General features: G+C 74.6%; 16 protein-coding genes. 9 read left to right on the top strand and 7 right to left on the bottom strand.

Features of this window, described 5'->3' with window-relative positions; all coding sequences use genetic code 11:
* Position 1: 1 nt before the first annotated feature.
* Positions 2 to 1,177, bottom strand: coding sequence for a phosphotransferase (locus ACK2IS_RS12305; protein WP_409483605.1), 1,176 nt, complete (start codon positions 1,175 to 1,177; stop codon positions 2 to 4).
* A gap of 41 nt (positions 1,178 to 1,218) precedes the next feature.
* Between ACK2IS_RS12305 and nudC the strand changes: the two genes are divergently transcribed.
* From nudC to ACK2IS_RS12280, 5 genes are all read left to right on the top strand, one after another.
* Positions 1,219 to 2,142, top strand: coding sequence for an NAD(+) diphosphatase (gene nudC, locus ACK2IS_RS12300; protein ID WP_409483604.1), 924 nt, complete (start codon positions 1,219 to 1,221; stop codon positions 2,140 to 2,142).
* A 45-nt stretch (positions 2,143 to 2,187) separates the two neighbouring features.
* A complete protein-coding gene (locus ACK2IS_RS12295; protein ID WP_409483603.1) occupies positions 2,188 to 4,323 on the top strand; it encodes an ATP-dependent DNA helicase UvrD2 in 2,136 nt (711 codons plus the stop codon).
* 165 nt (positions 4,324 to 4,488) lie between these two features.
* Positions 4,489 to 4,809, top strand: coding sequence for a hypothetical protein (locus tag ACK2IS_RS12290; protein WP_409483602.1), 321 nt, complete (start codon positions 4,489 to 4,491; stop codon positions 4,807 to 4,809).
* A gap of 185 nt (positions 4,810 to 4,994) precedes the next feature.
* Positions 4,995 to 5,282 carry a WhiB family transcriptional regulator gene (locus tag ACK2IS_RS12285; RefSeq protein ID WP_409485673.1) on the top strand — a complete coding sequence of 96 codons (288 nt, stop codon included), beginning with the start codon at positions 4,995 to 4,997 and terminating at the stop codon, positions 5,280 to 5,282.
* Between the two features lie 261 nt (positions 5,283 to 5,543).
* Complete coding sequence (locus tag ACK2IS_RS12280) at positions 5,544 to 5,723, top strand: hypothetical protein (RefSeq protein WP_409483601.1); 180 nt, start codon at positions 5,544 to 5,546, stop codon at positions 5,721 to 5,723.
* Positions 5,724 to 5,730: 7 nt separating this feature from the next.
* Here the strand turns inward: ACK2IS_RS12280 and ACK2IS_RS12275 are convergent, their stop codons facing one another.
* From ACK2IS_RS12275 to ACK2IS_RS12265, 3 genes are all read right to left on the bottom strand, one after another.
* Positions 5,731 to 7,068, bottom strand: a complete 1,338-nt coding sequence (locus tag ACK2IS_RS12275; protein ID WP_409483600.1) for an ABC1 kinase family protein — start codon at positions 7,066 to 7,068, stop codon at positions 5,731 to 5,733.
* A 10-nt stretch (positions 7,069 to 7,078) separates the two neighbouring features.
* Positions 7,079 to 7,966: a hypothetical protein gene (locus tag ACK2IS_RS12270; RefSeq protein ID WP_409483599.1), complete on the bottom strand. Its 888-nt coding sequence runs from the start codon at positions 7,964 to 7,966 to the stop codon at positions 7,079 to 7,081.
* A 148-nt stretch (positions 7,967 to 8,114) separates the two neighbouring features.
* Positions 8,115 to 8,270: a DUF5679 domain-containing protein gene (locus ACK2IS_RS12265; RefSeq protein WP_241452625.1), complete on the bottom strand. Its 156-nt coding sequence runs from the start codon at positions 8,268 to 8,270 to the stop codon at positions 8,115 to 8,117.
* 228 nt (positions 8,271 to 8,498) lie between these two features.
* On the opposite strand from ACK2IS_RS12265, the gene ACK2IS_RS12260 reads away from it, so the two are divergent.
* Both ACK2IS_RS12260 and ACK2IS_RS12255 read left to right on the top strand, forming a co-directional pair.
* A complete protein-coding gene (locus ACK2IS_RS12260) occupies positions 8,499 to 9,326 on the top strand; it encodes an enoyl-CoA hydratase/isomerase family protein (protein WP_409483598.1) in 828 nt (275 codons plus the stop codon).
* Between the two features lie 118 nt (positions 9,327 to 9,444).
* Complete coding sequence (locus ACK2IS_RS12255; protein WP_409483597.1) at positions 9,445 to 9,993, top strand: M48 family metallopeptidase; 549 nt, start codon at positions 9,445 to 9,447, stop codon at positions 9,991 to 9,993.
* A 3-nt stretch (positions 9,994 to 9,996) separates the two neighbouring features.
* Here ACK2IS_RS12255 and ACK2IS_RS12250 read toward each other — a convergent pair whose 3' ends face one another.
* The gene (locus tag ACK2IS_RS12250) at positions 9,997 to 10,578 is read right to left on the bottom strand and encodes an NUDIX hydrolase (RefSeq protein ID WP_409483596.1); all 582 of its coding nucleotides are present in this window, start codon (positions 10,576 to 10,578) and stop codon (positions 9,997 to 9,999) included.
* Positions 10,575 to 12,056 (bottom strand): zinc-dependent metalloprotease, encoded by a 1,482-nt coding sequence (locus tag ACK2IS_RS12245; RefSeq protein WP_409483595.1) that lies wholly within the window; start codon positions 12,054 to 12,056, stop codon positions 10,575 to 10,577. The genes ACK2IS_RS12250 and ACK2IS_RS12245 overlap by 4 nt, the downstream gene beginning before the upstream one ends.
* Before the next feature lie 125 nt (positions 12,057 to 12,181).
* Between ACK2IS_RS12245 and ACK2IS_RS12240 the strand changes: the two genes are divergently transcribed.
* Entirely contained in the window at positions 12,182 to 12,616 is a 435-nt protein-coding gene (locus ACK2IS_RS12240; RefSeq protein WP_409483594.1) for a molybdenum cofactor biosynthesis protein MoaE, read from the top strand.
* Positions 12,613 to 13,704: a PDZ domain-containing protein gene (locus tag ACK2IS_RS12235; RefSeq protein WP_409483593.1), complete on the top strand. Its 1,092-nt coding sequence runs from the start codon at positions 12,613 to 12,615 to the stop codon at positions 13,702 to 13,704. The genes ACK2IS_RS12240 and ACK2IS_RS12235 overlap by 4 nt, the downstream gene beginning before the upstream one ends.
* A gap of 81 nt (positions 13,705 to 13,785) precedes the next feature.
* On the opposite strand, the gene ACK2IS_RS12230 is transcribed toward ACK2IS_RS12235, so the two are convergent.
* A complete protein-coding gene (locus ACK2IS_RS12230) occupies positions 13,786 to 14,325 on the bottom strand; it encodes a PPA1309 family protein (RefSeq protein ID WP_409483592.1) in 540 nt (179 codons plus the stop codon).
* Positions 14,326 to 14,388 lie beyond the last annotated feature (63 nt).

Raw genomic sequence — 14,388 nt, 5'->3', positions numbered from 1 at the left:
CTCAGGCCTCGTCGGGCGACCGGTAGGTGCTCGTCCTCGCCCGAGGGTCGGCCACCGGATCCTCGGACCGATCCTCCTGGGCGGCCAGCGGGTCCGACAGGCGCGTCGGGAGCCGGGAAGCGGCGTCCTCCGCCACGAAGGGCAGCTCGGCCTGGTCGTACCCCGGGTCCGTCTCGTCGGGGAGGTCTTCTCCGGATCCCACCGGCCCCGGACGGGTGGTCTCGGGGGCGAGCGGCCGCAGCACCTCCCGCCCCACCCGGGAGGACAGCTCCTGGAGGTCGCGGGCGCAGGCGTCGACCGCCGCCGCGTCGTCGGCCGCCATGGCGTGGCTGAGCTCACGCACCAGCCGCAGCTCGGAGAGCAGCTGGGCCCGCATCTCCAGGGCACGGTCGGGGCGCTCCTGCCGGGCCGCGGAGTAGGCCTCGAGGACCGTGTCGAAGGCCTCGGGAGAGGCCTCGCCCCACAGCTGGCCGAAGTCCTCCGCAGGATCACCCACCCGGGCCTGGTCCCAGCCGGTGACGGCGACGACGCGACCCGTCGCCGAGTCCGACTCGGCGGCGAAGTCAGCGACCACCAGCTCGCCCGACAGCCGACCGTGCAGCGGGACCGAGGCGAACCGCCAGCAGGCGACGTTCTCCAGGGCGCGTTCCCACCGGCTCATCAGCGCCGAGGGGATGTGCCCGCTCGCGCCGACCCGGTCCAGCTCGACCAGGTGACGGGAGCGGCAGGCGTCGGCGTCATAGCTCGGGACCCCGCTCTCGTCGTACAGGAGCGGGTCGAGGTTGTGCACGTGAGCCACCGCCCGGCCCAGCGCCGCGGCGATCCCCGGTCCCGCGGGCAGCCGGGCGAAGTCGAGGTTGCGGCCCTCCAGGTGCGGATAGACCATCGCCCGCCCGCTGTCCCGCAGCGGGATGCTTCCCGCCTCCACGGGCACCGCGAAGGGAAGCCGCTTGTCCAGCTGTGGCAGCAGGAAGGCGGCCGACTCCATCTGTGCCGCGTCGGCGGCCGTGCGCGGGACCCGGATGGTCCAGCGGCGGCCCTTGGTGTCCTCGACCCAGGCGACGTCGCACCGGTCGTCCTCCCCGAGCACCAGCTGCACGCCCACCGGATCCAGGCCCTTGACGGCGGCGCTGGCGAGGGCGGAGAGCTGGAGCGGAGTACGGCGGGGCGCTGTCACGGCCCCAACCTAGGCGAGCCTTGCCGTCTACGCTGTGAGGCGTGACCGATCCGGCGCAATTGCTCCCCGAACTTGCCCTGGCCCGCCCGGGGCTCGACCGTCAGGGCTGGCGGCGCGACGTGCCCGGCCTGCTCGACCAGGCGTTGGCCGACCCCGCGACCCAGGTGGTGGAGGTCCGCGGAGAGCTGCTCGAGACGACCGCCGACCTGTCCGCTCTCGTGCGACGGGGGATCGGCGAGGTCGCCGTGCGGCCGGGCGGCGAGGAGCTGCTGATCCATCTCGGACGGCAGCCGGATGGCCCTCGGCTGGTCGGCGTCGTCCGACCGGCCGACGACGAGCCGGGTCCGGGCTGGCACGGGCTGCGCGCGGTCGGGCTCACCCTCGGGGACGCCGACGTGGCCGTCGCGACCGCTCTCGTCGCGATGGCCCACTGGCACCGCGCCCACGGCTGGTGCGCCCGCTGCGGGCGGCCCACCACCGTGGTCAGGGCGGGATGGGTGCGTCGCTGCGCCGCGGGCCACGAGTCCTTCCCGGCGACCTCACCGGCGGTGATCGTGGCCGTGACCGACGAGGACGACCGGATCCTGCTGGCCCGCAACGCGTCCTGGGCGCCGGGTCGGATGTCGGTGCTCGCCGGCTTCGTCGAGCCGGGGGAGTCCCTCGAGGGGGCCGTGGCGCGGGAGGTCGACGAGGAGGTCGGTCTGAGGGTCCGTGGGGTGACCTACGCCGGCAACCAGCCCTGGCCCTTCCCGGGGTCGTTGATGGTCGGCTTCCGGGCGCGGGCCGCGGCGGGGGAGCTCACCTTCCGGGACGGCGAGATCGGTGAGGCCCGATGGTTCACGCGCGAGGAACTGCGGGCGCAGGTGCGCGCCGGGACGGTGCTGTCCGGCGGGAGCCCGTTGTCCATCGCCTACCACCTGATCGAGAGCTGGTTCGGCGAGTCGCTGGCCGATCTGCACCCGTGAGCCGAGACGGGGGTATGTCGGTGCGGTCTGGGACACTTCACCCCGATGCCTGCCTCACCTGACCAGATCCTGGCCGCCCTCGACCCCGAGCAGCGGGCGGTCGCCGAGCGCCCGCTCGGGCCGATGTGCGTCCTCGCGGGCGCGGGCACCGGCAAGACGCGCGCGATCACCCACCGCATCGCCTACGGCGTCCGGTCCGGTGTCTACGTCCCGCAGCGGGTCCTGGCCGTGACGTTCACGGCGCGGGCCGCGGGCGAGATGCGCACCCGGCTGCGCGACCTGGGGGCCGCAGGGGTGCAGGCACGCACCTTCCACGCGGCGGCTCTGCGGCAGCTGCACTACTTCTGGCCGCGGGCGATCGGAGGTGCGGCGCCGGAGGTGATGGCGCACAAGGCCGGAGCCGTCGCGGAGGCCGGGGCGCGGTTGCACCTGCAGCTGGACCGGCCCGCCATACGCGACCTCGCCGCCGAGGTGGAGTGGGCCAAGGTGAGCCTGCTGACCCCGGAGAGCTATCCCGCGGCGGCGCGGCACGCCCGCCGCGACCCGGCGGGGCTCGACCACACGGCGATGGCGCGGCTGCTGCAGGCCTACGAGGAGGTCAAGGGCGAGCGGGGGGTCATCGACTTCGAGGACGTGCTGCTGATCATGGCGGGGATCCTGGACCAGCACCCGGCGATCGCCCGCGAGGTGCAGGCGCAGTACCGCCACTTCGTCGTGGACGAGTACCAGGACGTCAACGCCCTCCAGCAGCGTCTGCTCGACCTGTGGATCGGCGACCGCCGGGACATCTGCGTGGTGGGCGACGCGGCCCAGACGATCTACTCCTTCACCGGGGCCTCGCCCGCGCACCTGCTGGGTTTCGCGGCGCGCTATCCCGACGCGGCGGTGGTCAAGCTGGTCCGCAACTACCGCTCCACCCCGCAGATCGTCGGTCTGGCCAACGTCATGCTCCGCGCCCAGGCCCGGGCGAGCCGCGCCGGGACCGCCCATGCCCTCGTCCAGCTGCAGGCCCAGGCCGCGGACGGTTCCCCGCCCACCCTGACGGCCTACGACGACGACCAGGCGGAGGCCCGCGGGGTGGCCGCGGCGATCAAGGCCCGGATCCAGGCCGGCACCCCGCCGGCGCAGATCGCGGTGCTGTTCCGCACCAACGGGCAGAGCGAGGCGATCGAGACGGCGCTCTCCGAGGAGCAGGTGCCCTATCTCGTGCGCGGCGGGGAGCGTTTCTTCTCCCGCCGGGAGGTCCGCGACGCGATGCTGCTGCTGCGCGGCCAGGCACGCACGGACGACGGCTCGCTGCCGCTGGGTGAGCTGGTCCGGGAGGTCCTCGTCGGCGTGGGGTGGACGGCGACGCCTCCGGCCGGCGGGGGTGCCGTCCGCGAGCGCTGGGAGTCCTTGCAGGCCCTGGTGGCCCTGGCCGACGACCTGGCCGTGGCCCAGCCGGAAGCCCGGCTGAGCGACCTGGTGGCGGACCTGACCGAGCGCGACCAGGCGCAGCACGCGCCCACCGTCCAGGGCGTCACCCTGGCGTCGCTGCACAGCGCCAAGGGTCTGGAGTGGGACGTCGTGCACCTCGTCGGCTGCAGCGACGGGCTGATGCCGATCTCCATGGCCGAGGGGTGGGAAGCGGTCGAGGAGGAGCGACGGCTGCTGTATGTCGGACTGACCCGCGCCCGCAAGGAGCTGGCCCTGTCCTGGGCGGCCTCCCGCAACGTCGGGGGACGTGCCGGGCGCCGGCCGAGCCGCTTCCTGGACGACGCCGTCTCGGTGCTCGGCGAGGGGGCGCGCTCGACGCAGCGCGCGGGTGGCCGTGGTGGCTCGCGCGCCGCCGGCCCCACGATCGCCCGCGTCGCGCACTGTCGCACCTGTGGCACCGAGCTCGGGACCGCCGCCGAGCGCAAGACGGGTCGTTGCGCCGACTGCCCGCCCACCTACGACGAGGCGACCTTCGAGCGGCTGCGCGAGTGGCGGCGGGGGGCGGCCGCGGCGGCGAGCGTCCCGGCCTATGTCGTGTTCACCGACGCGACGCTCACGGCGATCGCCGAGCGCCATCCCGAGGATCTTGCGCAGCTGGCGCAGGTGTCCGGGGTGGGCGCCCGCAAGCTCGACCTGTACGGCGCGGCGGTCCTGGCCCTGCTCGGCGGCGCGGAGCCTGACGAGATCCTCTCTGCGACACCATGATTCGTGACACTGACGGAGTTGTCACCGGTCCGTGAGGGGGACCTGCCGTTAATTCCGTTGCCCCCTCGTGAGGCCCCGGATACAGTCCAGATGTCCTGACGCGGTGCGAGCCGTGTTCCACGTCGGCGCGCGAGCGCCGTCGACGCCCGAGAGGAGGGTCCCGCCATGGAGAGCACCACGATCGTGATGACGACCGACGTCGTCGGCCTCGTGCTGCCCACGCGCGCCTGGACCCTCGGCACCAGCCGGCCGGGCACCGGTCTGCGGGGCACCGCCCTGCGTGGCAGCAGCATGTCGGGCCACGGCACCACCGGCGGCGCCGCCGGCGGCACGACGGTCCTGTCCTGCGGCACCGGCCTGTCCGGTCGCTTCGAGGGCACCGCTGTCGATCTCGTCATCAAGCGCGCCGCCACCCGTCCGGGCGCCGTCCGCATCCCGTCTCGTTCCCACGATGTCGTCCCGTCCTTCGGGAGGCCACCGGTCTAGACCCAGACCTGGTCCTCCTCACGAAGGCCGTGGAACCCGACATCCGGGATCCGCGGCCTTCGTGCGTGTCCGGCGATCCCCGCGCCACGCGCCACACCACCTGCCACCAGACCACCACCCACCAGGGCCCGCACCCGGGCCGCCCGACGCCCCTCATCTCGGGGCGACACCACCAGGAGGACGAGATGACACTCGCGGAGCTGATCGACCACAGAGTCGCCGGCGCTGCTGCCGACAGTGCGATCCCGTGCCAGGACAACGACGCGGAGCTGTGGTTCGCGCAGACCCCGGAGGGGGTGGAGTTCGCCAAGGCACTGTGCGGCACCTGCCCCGCCCGGCAGGAGTGCCTGGCCGGCGCCCTCGAGCGGCGCGAGCCGTGGGGCGTCTGGGGCGGCGAGCTCGTCCTCGCCGGCGTCGTCGTCCCCCGCAAGCGGCCTCGGGGCCGTCCCCGCAAGACCGAGGTCGCGGCCTGACCGTGACCCTCCCGCACCGACCACCCGAAGGAGAACCATCGTGTTTGCCCACGTCAGCCAGGAGATCGTCCGGGTCCGAGCCGAGCAGGCCCGGGTCCCGGCCCGCCCCCGCAGCGCCCACGAGGTGCGTATGGCGGTGGCGCGCCGCCGCCGTCGCTGAGGCGCGTCTGCCCGCACCACCCACCGACGAGCGGCCCGATGGAGCGGGCGGGATCGAAGCGGTCCCGCCCGCTTCGCCGTGCTCCGGCATACGGTGGCCTCGTGGACGAGGCGATGACGTGCGGCAGCTGTGGGCGGCAGGTGCGGGGCGCGGAGGCGGAGCAGGCGCAGGTGCGGTGGGGCTTCGGGGTCGAGCGGGGGCGCACGGTGTGGACCTGCGACGTGTGCAGCCGGCGCCACGCCCGCTCCATCGAGGGGAGGCTGGACTCGCCGTGGTGGTAGCCCGGTCCTAGGTCGGGGGGAGCTCCAGCTCGTCCAGCCAGTGGCTCAGGATGGCGCGGGTCTCGACCTCGGCCCCGAGCTGGCACAGGACCCCGATCCCGCCGGCCCACACCCGGTGGATGAGCAGGTAGTCCGGCGGCAGGTCGAGGACGGCGAGCACCGGCTGCCAGCGGGGCTCGGTGACGTGGGCGAAGCACTCGCGCAGCCAGCCGCGGGTGAACCGGAACCGGTCGTGGCGGGCGGGCTCGAGGAAGGGTGCGAGGAACTCCGCCAGCTCGTCGGCGTCGGCGTCGGCGTCCGCGTGCACCCAGCCCTCGTCGACGAGGCCGGCGAGCACGGACTCGGCCGTGTCGTCCCCGGTCAGGGCCAGCCCGAGGAGGCGCCCGACGGCCGGGGGCATGCCGTCCGGGAGGTGGTTGACCGCCCCGAAGTCGAGGACCCCGAGCCGCCCGTCCGCGGTGAGCCGGAAGTTGCCGGGGTGGGGGTCGGCGTGGAGCAGGCCCACGTGGTCGGGGCCGGCGAGCAGGAAGTCCAGGTAGGCCGATCCGGCCTGGTCGCGCTGCTCCTGGCTGCCGTCGCGGACGACGTGGGACAGCGGCACCCCGTCCAGCCACTCCATGACGACCACACGCCCGGTCCCGGCGAGGACCTGGGGGATGACGAAGTGCTCGCTGTCGGTGAAGGCCGCCGCGAAGCGACGCTGGGCATCGGCCTCGAGGGTGTAGTCGAGCTCCTCGCTCATCCGGTCCTGCAGCTCCTGGGTGACGGCGCGCAGGTCGATGCCGGTCCCCATCGCCCCGAGGGGTCCGAGCGCGCCCGTCAGCCGCGTGATCCGGGAGAGCTGACGCAGGTCGGACATGAGCGCCTCGCCCGCGCCGGGGTACTGCACCTTGACGGCGACGGCACGACCGTCCGCCCAGGTGGCCCGGTGGACCTGGCCGATCGACGCGGAGGCAGCCGGGGTGTCGTCGAAGTCCGCGAACGACGACCGCCAGTCGGGTCCGAGCTCGGCCGCGAGGACGCGGTGCACGGTGGCGGCGGGCATCGCCGGGGCCGCGTCCTGCAGCGCGGTGAGCGCCGTCCGGTAGGGTCCGGCGATCTCGTCGGGCAGCGCCGACTCGAAGATCGACATCGCCTGGCCGACCTTCATGGCGCCGCCCTTGAGCTGCCCCAGGACGCTGAAGAGCTGGTCCGCGGTCCGGGTGGCGACCTGCGCGGCCACGGCCTCCGCGGGGGCGCCGCCGAGTCTGCGGCCGAGCCCGGCGGCGGTGCGACCGGCGTGCCCGAGCGGGAGGGTGGCGAGGCGTATGGCGCGGCCGGCTGACCGGCGGGGGATGTCGCTCACCGGTCGATTGTCACCCCGCGAGGACCTCCTGCGCGGGCAGATGGGCGTCGCAGCGGGGGTGGACCTGCCATCCGCGGCGGACGAGCTCACCGCTCGTGGGGTCGATCTCGACGGTGACCCCGGCGGTGGTCGCTCGCTCGGTCCCGGACGCGAGGCGGAGCGTGACGCCGCAGGCGAGGGCCGTCGTGGCGGGGTCGCCGACCGCGGCGCGCGGGGCGCGGTTCTCGGGGTCGACCAGCTGGGCGAGGACCCGGGGCCAGGCCGGGTCGCGGTCGGAGCGGTAGAGGTCCAGGCACAGCGGGCAGGGGTCGGTCAGGTCGCTCCACAGCGGTCCCACCGTGATCGCCCCCTCGGTCACCACGACGGGCAGCACTCGTGCCCAGGGTGCCCACCGGCGGGCGACCATGGGGTCGACGGCTCCGTCGGCGACGAGGACGACGAGCCCCTCGGGCGGGGAGGTGCGGCTGCGGCGTCCGGCCTGGGGGAAGCGGGAGGGGGCGAGGTCGTGCTGGGTGTGCACGGTGCATCCGGCTCGGGCGAGGTGTCGGGCGAGCTCGTCGGCGAGGTCGCCTCGTCCGGCGACCAGGACGGTCGGGGCGGGTGCCTGCGGTCGGGACCACAGGTCCCGGGGCGGGGCCATGGACCGCAGGAGGCCATGGTCGGCCAGGGTCTGGAGCAGGTGGTCGATCCGGGCGGGGTCCTCGTCGTGGTGCAGGTAGGCCGCCCCGAGCTGGTGCCGGGTGCGGGTGCCGTCGAGCAGGGACAGGACCTCGCGGTCGGCCGCCGACAGGCCGGCGACCACGACGGCCGTGGCGTGGTGGGAGCCGACCTGCACCTCCCCGTCTCCACGGTCCAGCAGGCGTGCCGGGATCAGGGCGGGAAGGTCGGGGCGGGCCATGATTGCTCCTCAGGTGTGGGGTCAATCAAAGTCTGCCGCACGCAAACGAAAGCAAACGAAGGGTAGGGCTCGCCTGTGGACAAGGGTGTGACGTGAGCGGGGGGGTGCCGACCGTGGTCGGCACCCCCCCGCTCCCCGGTGGTGCGGCTCAGGCCTTGCCGAGGATGCGGTTGAGGTTGGTGCCGCACTCGGGGCACTTGCCCTTGGCCATGCGACGACCGTTGGTCTCCACGACGTCGCCCTCGGCCTCGCGCTTGGCCTTGCACTTCACGCAGTAGAACTCGCCCTTGTAGGTGTCGGCCATGATCTGTCTCCTTGTCGATCGTGCCGCCGGTGCGGCATCCGGACTGCCGTCACCATAGAGCACGGAGAGTGTCCTTTTGGGGATGACGTCCCGTTGCCGTACGAGTACGGTCCGCAGCACGAACGCCCGCTCTGCCGTGCTGCCGCGGCCCTCTCGGCTCGCTACTGTCGGGAGCGCGCGCGGCCGCGGTCCGCCGGTCGCGCCGACGACGACCGCGCGGAGGACCCAATGTCTGACCAGTTCCATTGGTGGGATCAGGAATTCGTACACCTGAGCGTGGTTCGCCGCGAGCACGGTGAGCGGCGTGCCGCCGTCGTCACCCTGGACCTGCCCGACCGTCGCAACGCGATGAGCGAGGAGATGACCTCCTCGTGGGGGCGGCTCGTCGAGCTGTTGCGGAACGACACGCGCCTCGCGTGCGTGGTCGTCACCGGCGCGGGCACCGCGTTCTGCTCCGGCGGCGACCTGTCCTGGCTGGGCGCCGAGCCGGACGCCGCGGTCGCCGACCTGCGAGCGCGGATGCTGGCCTTCTACCGCACCTGGCTGTCCATGGCGACGCTCGAGGTCCCCGTGGTGGCCGCGGTCAACGGCCACGCGGTCGGCGCCGGGCTGGCCCTGGCCCTGGCCTGCGACATCCGGTACGTCGCGCAGACCGCCAGGCTGTCGGTCCCCTTCACCTCCCTGGGTCTTCATCCAGGGATGGCGACCACCTGGTCCCTGCCTCGACTGGTCGGTGAGGGCACCGCCGCGGATCTGCTCCTGACCGGTCGCGTCGTCGGTGGCACCGAGGCCGTCTCCCTCGGCATGGCGTCCGCGGCGGCCCCGGCGCAGGAGGTGCTCCCACTGGCGCTCGCCGCGGCCGACCGGATCGCGGCTGCGGCGCCGGTGGCCACCAGGCTGACGCTGATGGCGCTGCGTGGTGGCGGGCACCCGTCCCGGGACGCCGCGCTGCAGTGGGAGGCGCTGGCCCAGGCCACGACCATGGCCACGGACGACGTGCACGAGGGGATCGCGGCAGCGGGGGAACGGCGCTCTCCGCGCTTCGCCGGCCGGTGACGGTCCACGAGGGCCCACCCCATGTCGCTCGCCGTGCGCACCCGCTCTGACACGCTCCGCACCCGTGCTGCGGCGCGCCCCCGGGCCCGTGCCCCGTCGCGCGGCTAGGGTGCGGCGCATGAGCGACGTCGAGGTCCGCCGCAGCCCCCGGCGTCGGCGGACGATCAGCGCCTATCGCGAGGGCGGACGGATCGTCGTGCTCATCCCGGCCGGTCACTCCCGCACCCAGGAGCAGCGCTGGATCGACCAGATGGTCGCCAAGGTGGAGTCCCGCACGCCGCGCGGATCAGCCGGCGACGAGCAGCTCCGGGCCCGAGCGGCCGACCTGTCGGCGGCCTACCTCGGCGGCCTCGCCAAGCCGGCCAGCATCGTGTGGGTCACCAACCAGCGCCGCCGCTGGGGATCGTGCACCCCGGCGGACGGTACGATCCGGATCTCCGACCGGGTGGCGGCGCTGCCGCTGTGGGTGCAGGACTACGTGATCCTGCACGAGCTCGCCCACCTCCTGCAGCCCGGCCACGGACCGGACTTCTGGACCCTGCTGCGCTCCTACCCCAAGCTGGAGCGGGCCAAGGGTTATCTCGAGGGCTATGCCCACGCCCGTCAGGCCGAGCCGGTGCCGGACGGGGAGCCCGGCTCGCTCGACGAGGACTGCCTGGGCGCCTGAACGTCAGCCGGCCCGGCGTCGGGCGTTGGCGAGCAGGCGCGGCAGGTCCTGCCCGTGCGGCCGGGGCAGGGCGTCGACCGGCCACCAGGCCACGTCGAGGGACTCCGCGCTGACGGTGGGGGCCGCCGGTGGGACCACGGCGACGCAGCGCAGGTCCAGGTGCTCCCGGCAGCGTCCGAAGCTCCCGACCAGCCCGTGCCGGTCCAGGTCGACGAGCACCGGCCGCACCTGGAGGTCGGCGAGACCCGACTCCTCCCGCCCCTCGCGCCGGGCGGCCGCGAGCACGCTGTCGTCGCCGGGGTCGGCATGACCGCCGAGCTGCAGCCAGGTCCGGGCCTTGCGGTGGTGCGTCAGCAGCACCTGGTGCCAGTCCTCGGTCACCACCAGCACGCTGGCCGTGAAGTGCTCGGGTGGTCCCTGCCGGGACCACGCGTCCGGGTGCTCCGCGAGGTGGGCGAGCATCCGCGCGCGCACCTGCGCCTCCCGGTCGTCGACCGGCTCCAGGCCCGTCAGCAGCCGTACGGCGTCCGCGTGCAGCGCGTCGAGCCAGGTCCCGTCCGGGGGTCCTGCGGCCAGGTCCCTCACGCCGGCGACCCGGGCGGGGTGGGCCCGGTGCCGCCGCCCGTCCCGTCGCCGGAGCCGTCACCCGCGCCGCCGCTGGCCAGCAGCCGGTCGAGCTCGGCGTCCAGGTCGTCGCCGCCCCCGGCCCGCACCCGCTCGACGTACCCCAGCACGTCGTCCAGGTCAGCGCCGGTGGGGGAGAGGTCGGGGTGGGCCCAGGCGCCGTCGCGCAGCTGCGACCCCCCGGCCTCCTCGAGCGCCGCGAAGAGGTTGGCGGCGTCCCGCAGCCGCCGGGGACGCAGCTCCAGGCCGACCAGCTGGGCGAGGGTCCGCTCGGCGGGTCCCCCGGTGGCGCGGCGCCGCCGCACGGCCTCACCCAGGGCGGCGGCCTCCGGCAGGTGGCCCCGGGTGGCGCGGTCGGTGACGACGTCGACCCAGCCCTCGACCAGGGCGAGGAGGGTCTCCAGAGAGGCGAGGGCCCGGCGCTGGGCCGCGGACGGCTCGGGGGTGAACAGGTCCTGTCCGACCGCGGCCTGCAGCGCCTCCGGGTCGGTGGGGTCGATGGTCGCCATCCGCGTCTGGATGCCCTCGACGTCGATGCTGATGTCGCGGGCGTAGGCCGTCACGGCGGACGTGAGCGCGGCGCCGAGCCAGGGGCGCCCGGCGAACAGCCGCGACCGGGCCGACTCCCGGGCGGCGAGGTAGAGCCGCACCTGTGCGGGGTCGATCTGCAGACCCTCGCCGAAGGCCGCGACCCCGGCGGGCAGCAGTGCGACGGCGTGGTCGGGGACCAGGGGCAGTCCGACCTCGGTGCCCGACACGACCTCGCCGGCGAGCCCGCCGACCGCCTCGCCGATCTGGGCGGCGAACATCGTGGCTCCCATCCGCTGCACCATCGGACCCATCTGGGCCATCAGGGCGGTGGCATCCATCCCCGCCGGCAGGGCTGGCATCCCGGGCAGGGTGCCGAACGTCTCCAGGCCGCCGTGCCGACCGAGCTCGTCCAGCTGGGAGCGCATGGCCCCGGTCATGGCCCCGGTGACCCCGTCGGCGACGGGTCCGACCAGGCGCACCCAGGTGGGTAGGGTCGCCTCCACCCACTCGGCCCGGCTCCACACGGCGTCCGCCGTGGCAGGGGCCTCGAGGTCGGTGACCTGGTCCAGCCACATCTGGGCGACCCGGATCGCGTCGCCGCAGTCCCGCCGCTCGTTCTCGCAGACGACCTGGTCGCCCGTGCTGGCGGCGCGCTTGCGGGCCAGGTCGAGGGCCAGCGCCCCGTCGACGGGACCGTCGGGCGCCGGACCGGTGAACATCGCCCGGACCTGCTGCTGCACCATCGCCAGCTGGGCCGGTTCGAGTCCCTGGGCGCCGAGCCGCGCAAGCATCTCGCGCAGCCGCGGGTCGGCGGCCAGCGAGGGATCGCCGAGCATCTCGCCGAGCATGCGGGCGAGGTCGTCCTCGTCGGGGTCCTTGCCGGCGCCGGGGTTCGGGGGGGTGCTCACGGCTCGCTCCTCGCGGTGGGGGTCCTGGTTCTTCGTCCAACGCTAGGAGGCACGTGGACGTTCCGTCACCTTCTCGTCACCCCGGCTAGTCTTCGGCGAGACATCAGCGCTCCGGAAGGCCCCCCGTGTCCCAGTCCCCTCCACCGGTCCGGCTCACCGCGATCCGTGACTCGGCCCTGTCCGTCGCCGAGGTGCTCGACGCGGTGTCGGACCCGCGCGCCGGAGGGGTCGTCCCCTTCGTGGGCGTGGTGCGCGACCACGACGGGGGCAACCAGGTGAGCCGGCTGGGCTACTCCGCCCACCCGTCGGCGGCCGAGCGCCTGCAGGAGGTCGCGCGGGACGTCGCCGCCCGCCACGAGGTCCTCGCCGTGGCCGCGGTGCACCGGGTCGGCGAGCTGGCGGTCGGCGAGCTCGCGGTGGTCTGCGCCGCCGCGGCCGCGCACCGGGAAGCGGCCTTCGACGCCTGCCGCGACCTGATCGACACCCTGAAGTCCACCGTGCCGATCTGGAAGCACCAGGTCTTCGCGGACGGCTCCGACGAGTGGGTGGGGCTGCCGTGAGGCGTGGGACAGGTGCCTCCCGGGTCCGCGCGGCCGACGGTCGGCCCCGTCGCTCCTCCCGGGGACCGCTGGTGGCGCTCGCGGTGGCGTCCCTGGTCGCCGTGGCGCTCGCGTTCGTCCGGCTGCCCTACGTCATCCTCTCGCCGGGGCCTGCCATCAACACCCTGGGCACCAACGAGGACGGTCGGCCCCTCATCACCGTCCCCAAGGACAAGGACCATCCGGCGGGCGGCGCGCTCAGCCTGACGGCCGTGTCGGTGCGCGGCGGTCCGGGCCGGCTGCTCAACGCCTACGACCTGGCCGCCGCCTGGGTGGCGGGCGACCGCGAGATCCTGCCCGAGGAGGCGGTCTACCCCAGGGGCGCGACGGGCGAGCAGGTCAAGAGGGCCGGCCAGGCGGAGATGTCCCACTCGCAGGAGGACGCCGTGGTCGTCGCCGAGCGTGCCCTCGGTCTGCAGGTCGGGGAGAAGGTCGCGGTCGGTCAGATCCCCGAGGGCTCGACCGCGGCGGGGCGCCTCGAGGTGGGCGACCGGATCCTGGCGGTCGGGGGTCGCCCGGTGAGCACCGGTGAGCAGCTGCGGCAGCAGATCCAGGGGTATGCCGACGGCTCCACCGTGGCGGTCCGGGTGCTGCGCAAGGGCGTGGAGCGCACGGTGACGCTGCCGGTGCGCCTGAAGGACGGCCGCAAGGTGGTGGGGGTCGGCCTCGCCGTCGACTACACCCTGCCCGTGCCGGTGACCATCGACCCCGGGCAGGTCGGGGGTCCCTCCGGCGGGCTCATGTTCTCGCTGGGCGTCTACGACCGGCTCACGCCCGGCGACCTCACTGGAGGACGCCGGATCGCGGGCACCGGGACCATCTCGCCGGGTGGGCAGGTCGGCCCGATCGGTGGCATCCACCAGAAGGTCGTGGGGGCCCGGGGAGCCGGTGCGCAGTGGTTCCTGGCCCCCGCCGCGAACTGCTCGGAGGTCAGTCACGACGTGCCCGACGGCATCCGCGTCGTCAAGGTGGAGACCTTCACGCAGGCCCTCGCCGGCGTGCAGGCCATCGCGGCCGGGCGCGGCGACGGCCTGCCTGGCTGCGGCTGACCGGTCGCCGCACCCGACGGCCCGGTCCCGCTCGCCGCACCCGACGGCCCGGTCCCGGTCGCCGCCCCGCGGACGGGGCGGTCAGTCGGTGAGGGTTCCGCGCAGCGCCTCGACCAGGCCTGGCGCGATGTCCGCCCCCATCGCGACGGCGTCGTCGTTGTCGTGGGCGCGCTGGCGCAGGAGGGTGACCTGCTCGCCGCCGCGCTCCACGGCCACGAGCAGCCGCACGTCCTGGCGGTCGGGATGGGCGGCGAGGTAGGCCGTCGCGGCCTCGGGGTCCTGCGGCATACCGCTCTCTGCCGCCGGGGGCACCACGATCCGCTCGACGCTGATCGCGGTCCCGGCGACCTCCTCGGGCCACACGATCTGGGCGAGCAGCTCCTCGAGCCCGGCCGCGTCGGGCAGGTCCTCCTGCTCGACGGCGGTGAGGCCGTCGGGGTCCTCCTCGGCGAGCCGCCGGCTCAGCTGCGGTTCGGCGGCGAGCAGGTCGCCGGTGCGCACGAGCGCGAACAGCCGCGTGGGCTGGTCCCAGCCGGAGCGGGACACGTGCCGCTCCGTGTCGACGGCGCAGGTGATGAGCGGGGTGGGCACGATGCGGGGCGTCTCGGTCACGGTCGCCATTCTTCCAGCCCCGCGGGGTAGGTTGTCCGCGAAGACCGTCCCTGGCTGTCCGGCCGGCGAGGA

It is taken from the genome of Arsenicicoccus dermatophilus (assembly GCF_046267915.1).
Lineage (GTDB): Bacteria > Actinomycetota > Actinomycetes > Actinomycetales > Dermatophilaceae > Arsenicicoccus > Arsenicicoccus dermatophilus_A.
The sequence above is the reverse complement of the archived record's forward strand: the minus strand, read 5'-3'. Positions and strand labels throughout refer to the sequence as shown.

Coding starts and splice junctions, on each gene's coding strand:
- ACK2IS_RS12295 (WP_409483603.1), top strand. CDS start 2,188: ATGCCTGCCTCACCTGACCAGATCCTGGCCGCCCTCGACCCCGAGCAG.
- ACK2IS_RS12290 (WP_409483602.1), top strand. CDS start 4,489: ATGGAGAGCACCACGATCGTGATGACGACCGACGTCGTCGGCCTCGTG.
- ACK2IS_RS12285 (WP_409485673.1), top strand. CDS start 4,995: ATGACACTCGCGGAGCTGATCGACCACAGAGTCGCCGGCGCTGCTGCC.
- ACK2IS_RS12270 (WP_409483599.1), bottom strand. CDS start 7,966: ATGGCCCGCCCCGACCTTCCCGCCCTGATCCCGGCACGCCTGCTGGAC.
- ACK2IS_RS12265 (WP_241452625.1), bottom strand. CDS start 8,270: ATGGCCGACACCTACAAGGGCGAGTTCTACTGCGTGAAGTGCAAGGCC.
- ACK2IS_RS12260 (WP_409483598.1), top strand. CDS start 8,499: ATGTCTGACCAGTTCCATTGGTGGGATCAGGAATTCGTACACCTGAGC.
- ACK2IS_RS12255 (WP_409483597.1), top strand. CDS start 9,445: ATGAGCGACGTCGAGGTCCGCCGCAGCCCCCGGCGTCGGCGGACGATC.
- ACK2IS_RS12230 (WP_409483592.1), bottom strand. CDS start 14,325: ATGGCGACCGTGACCGAGACGCCCCGCATCGTGCCCACCCCGCTCATC.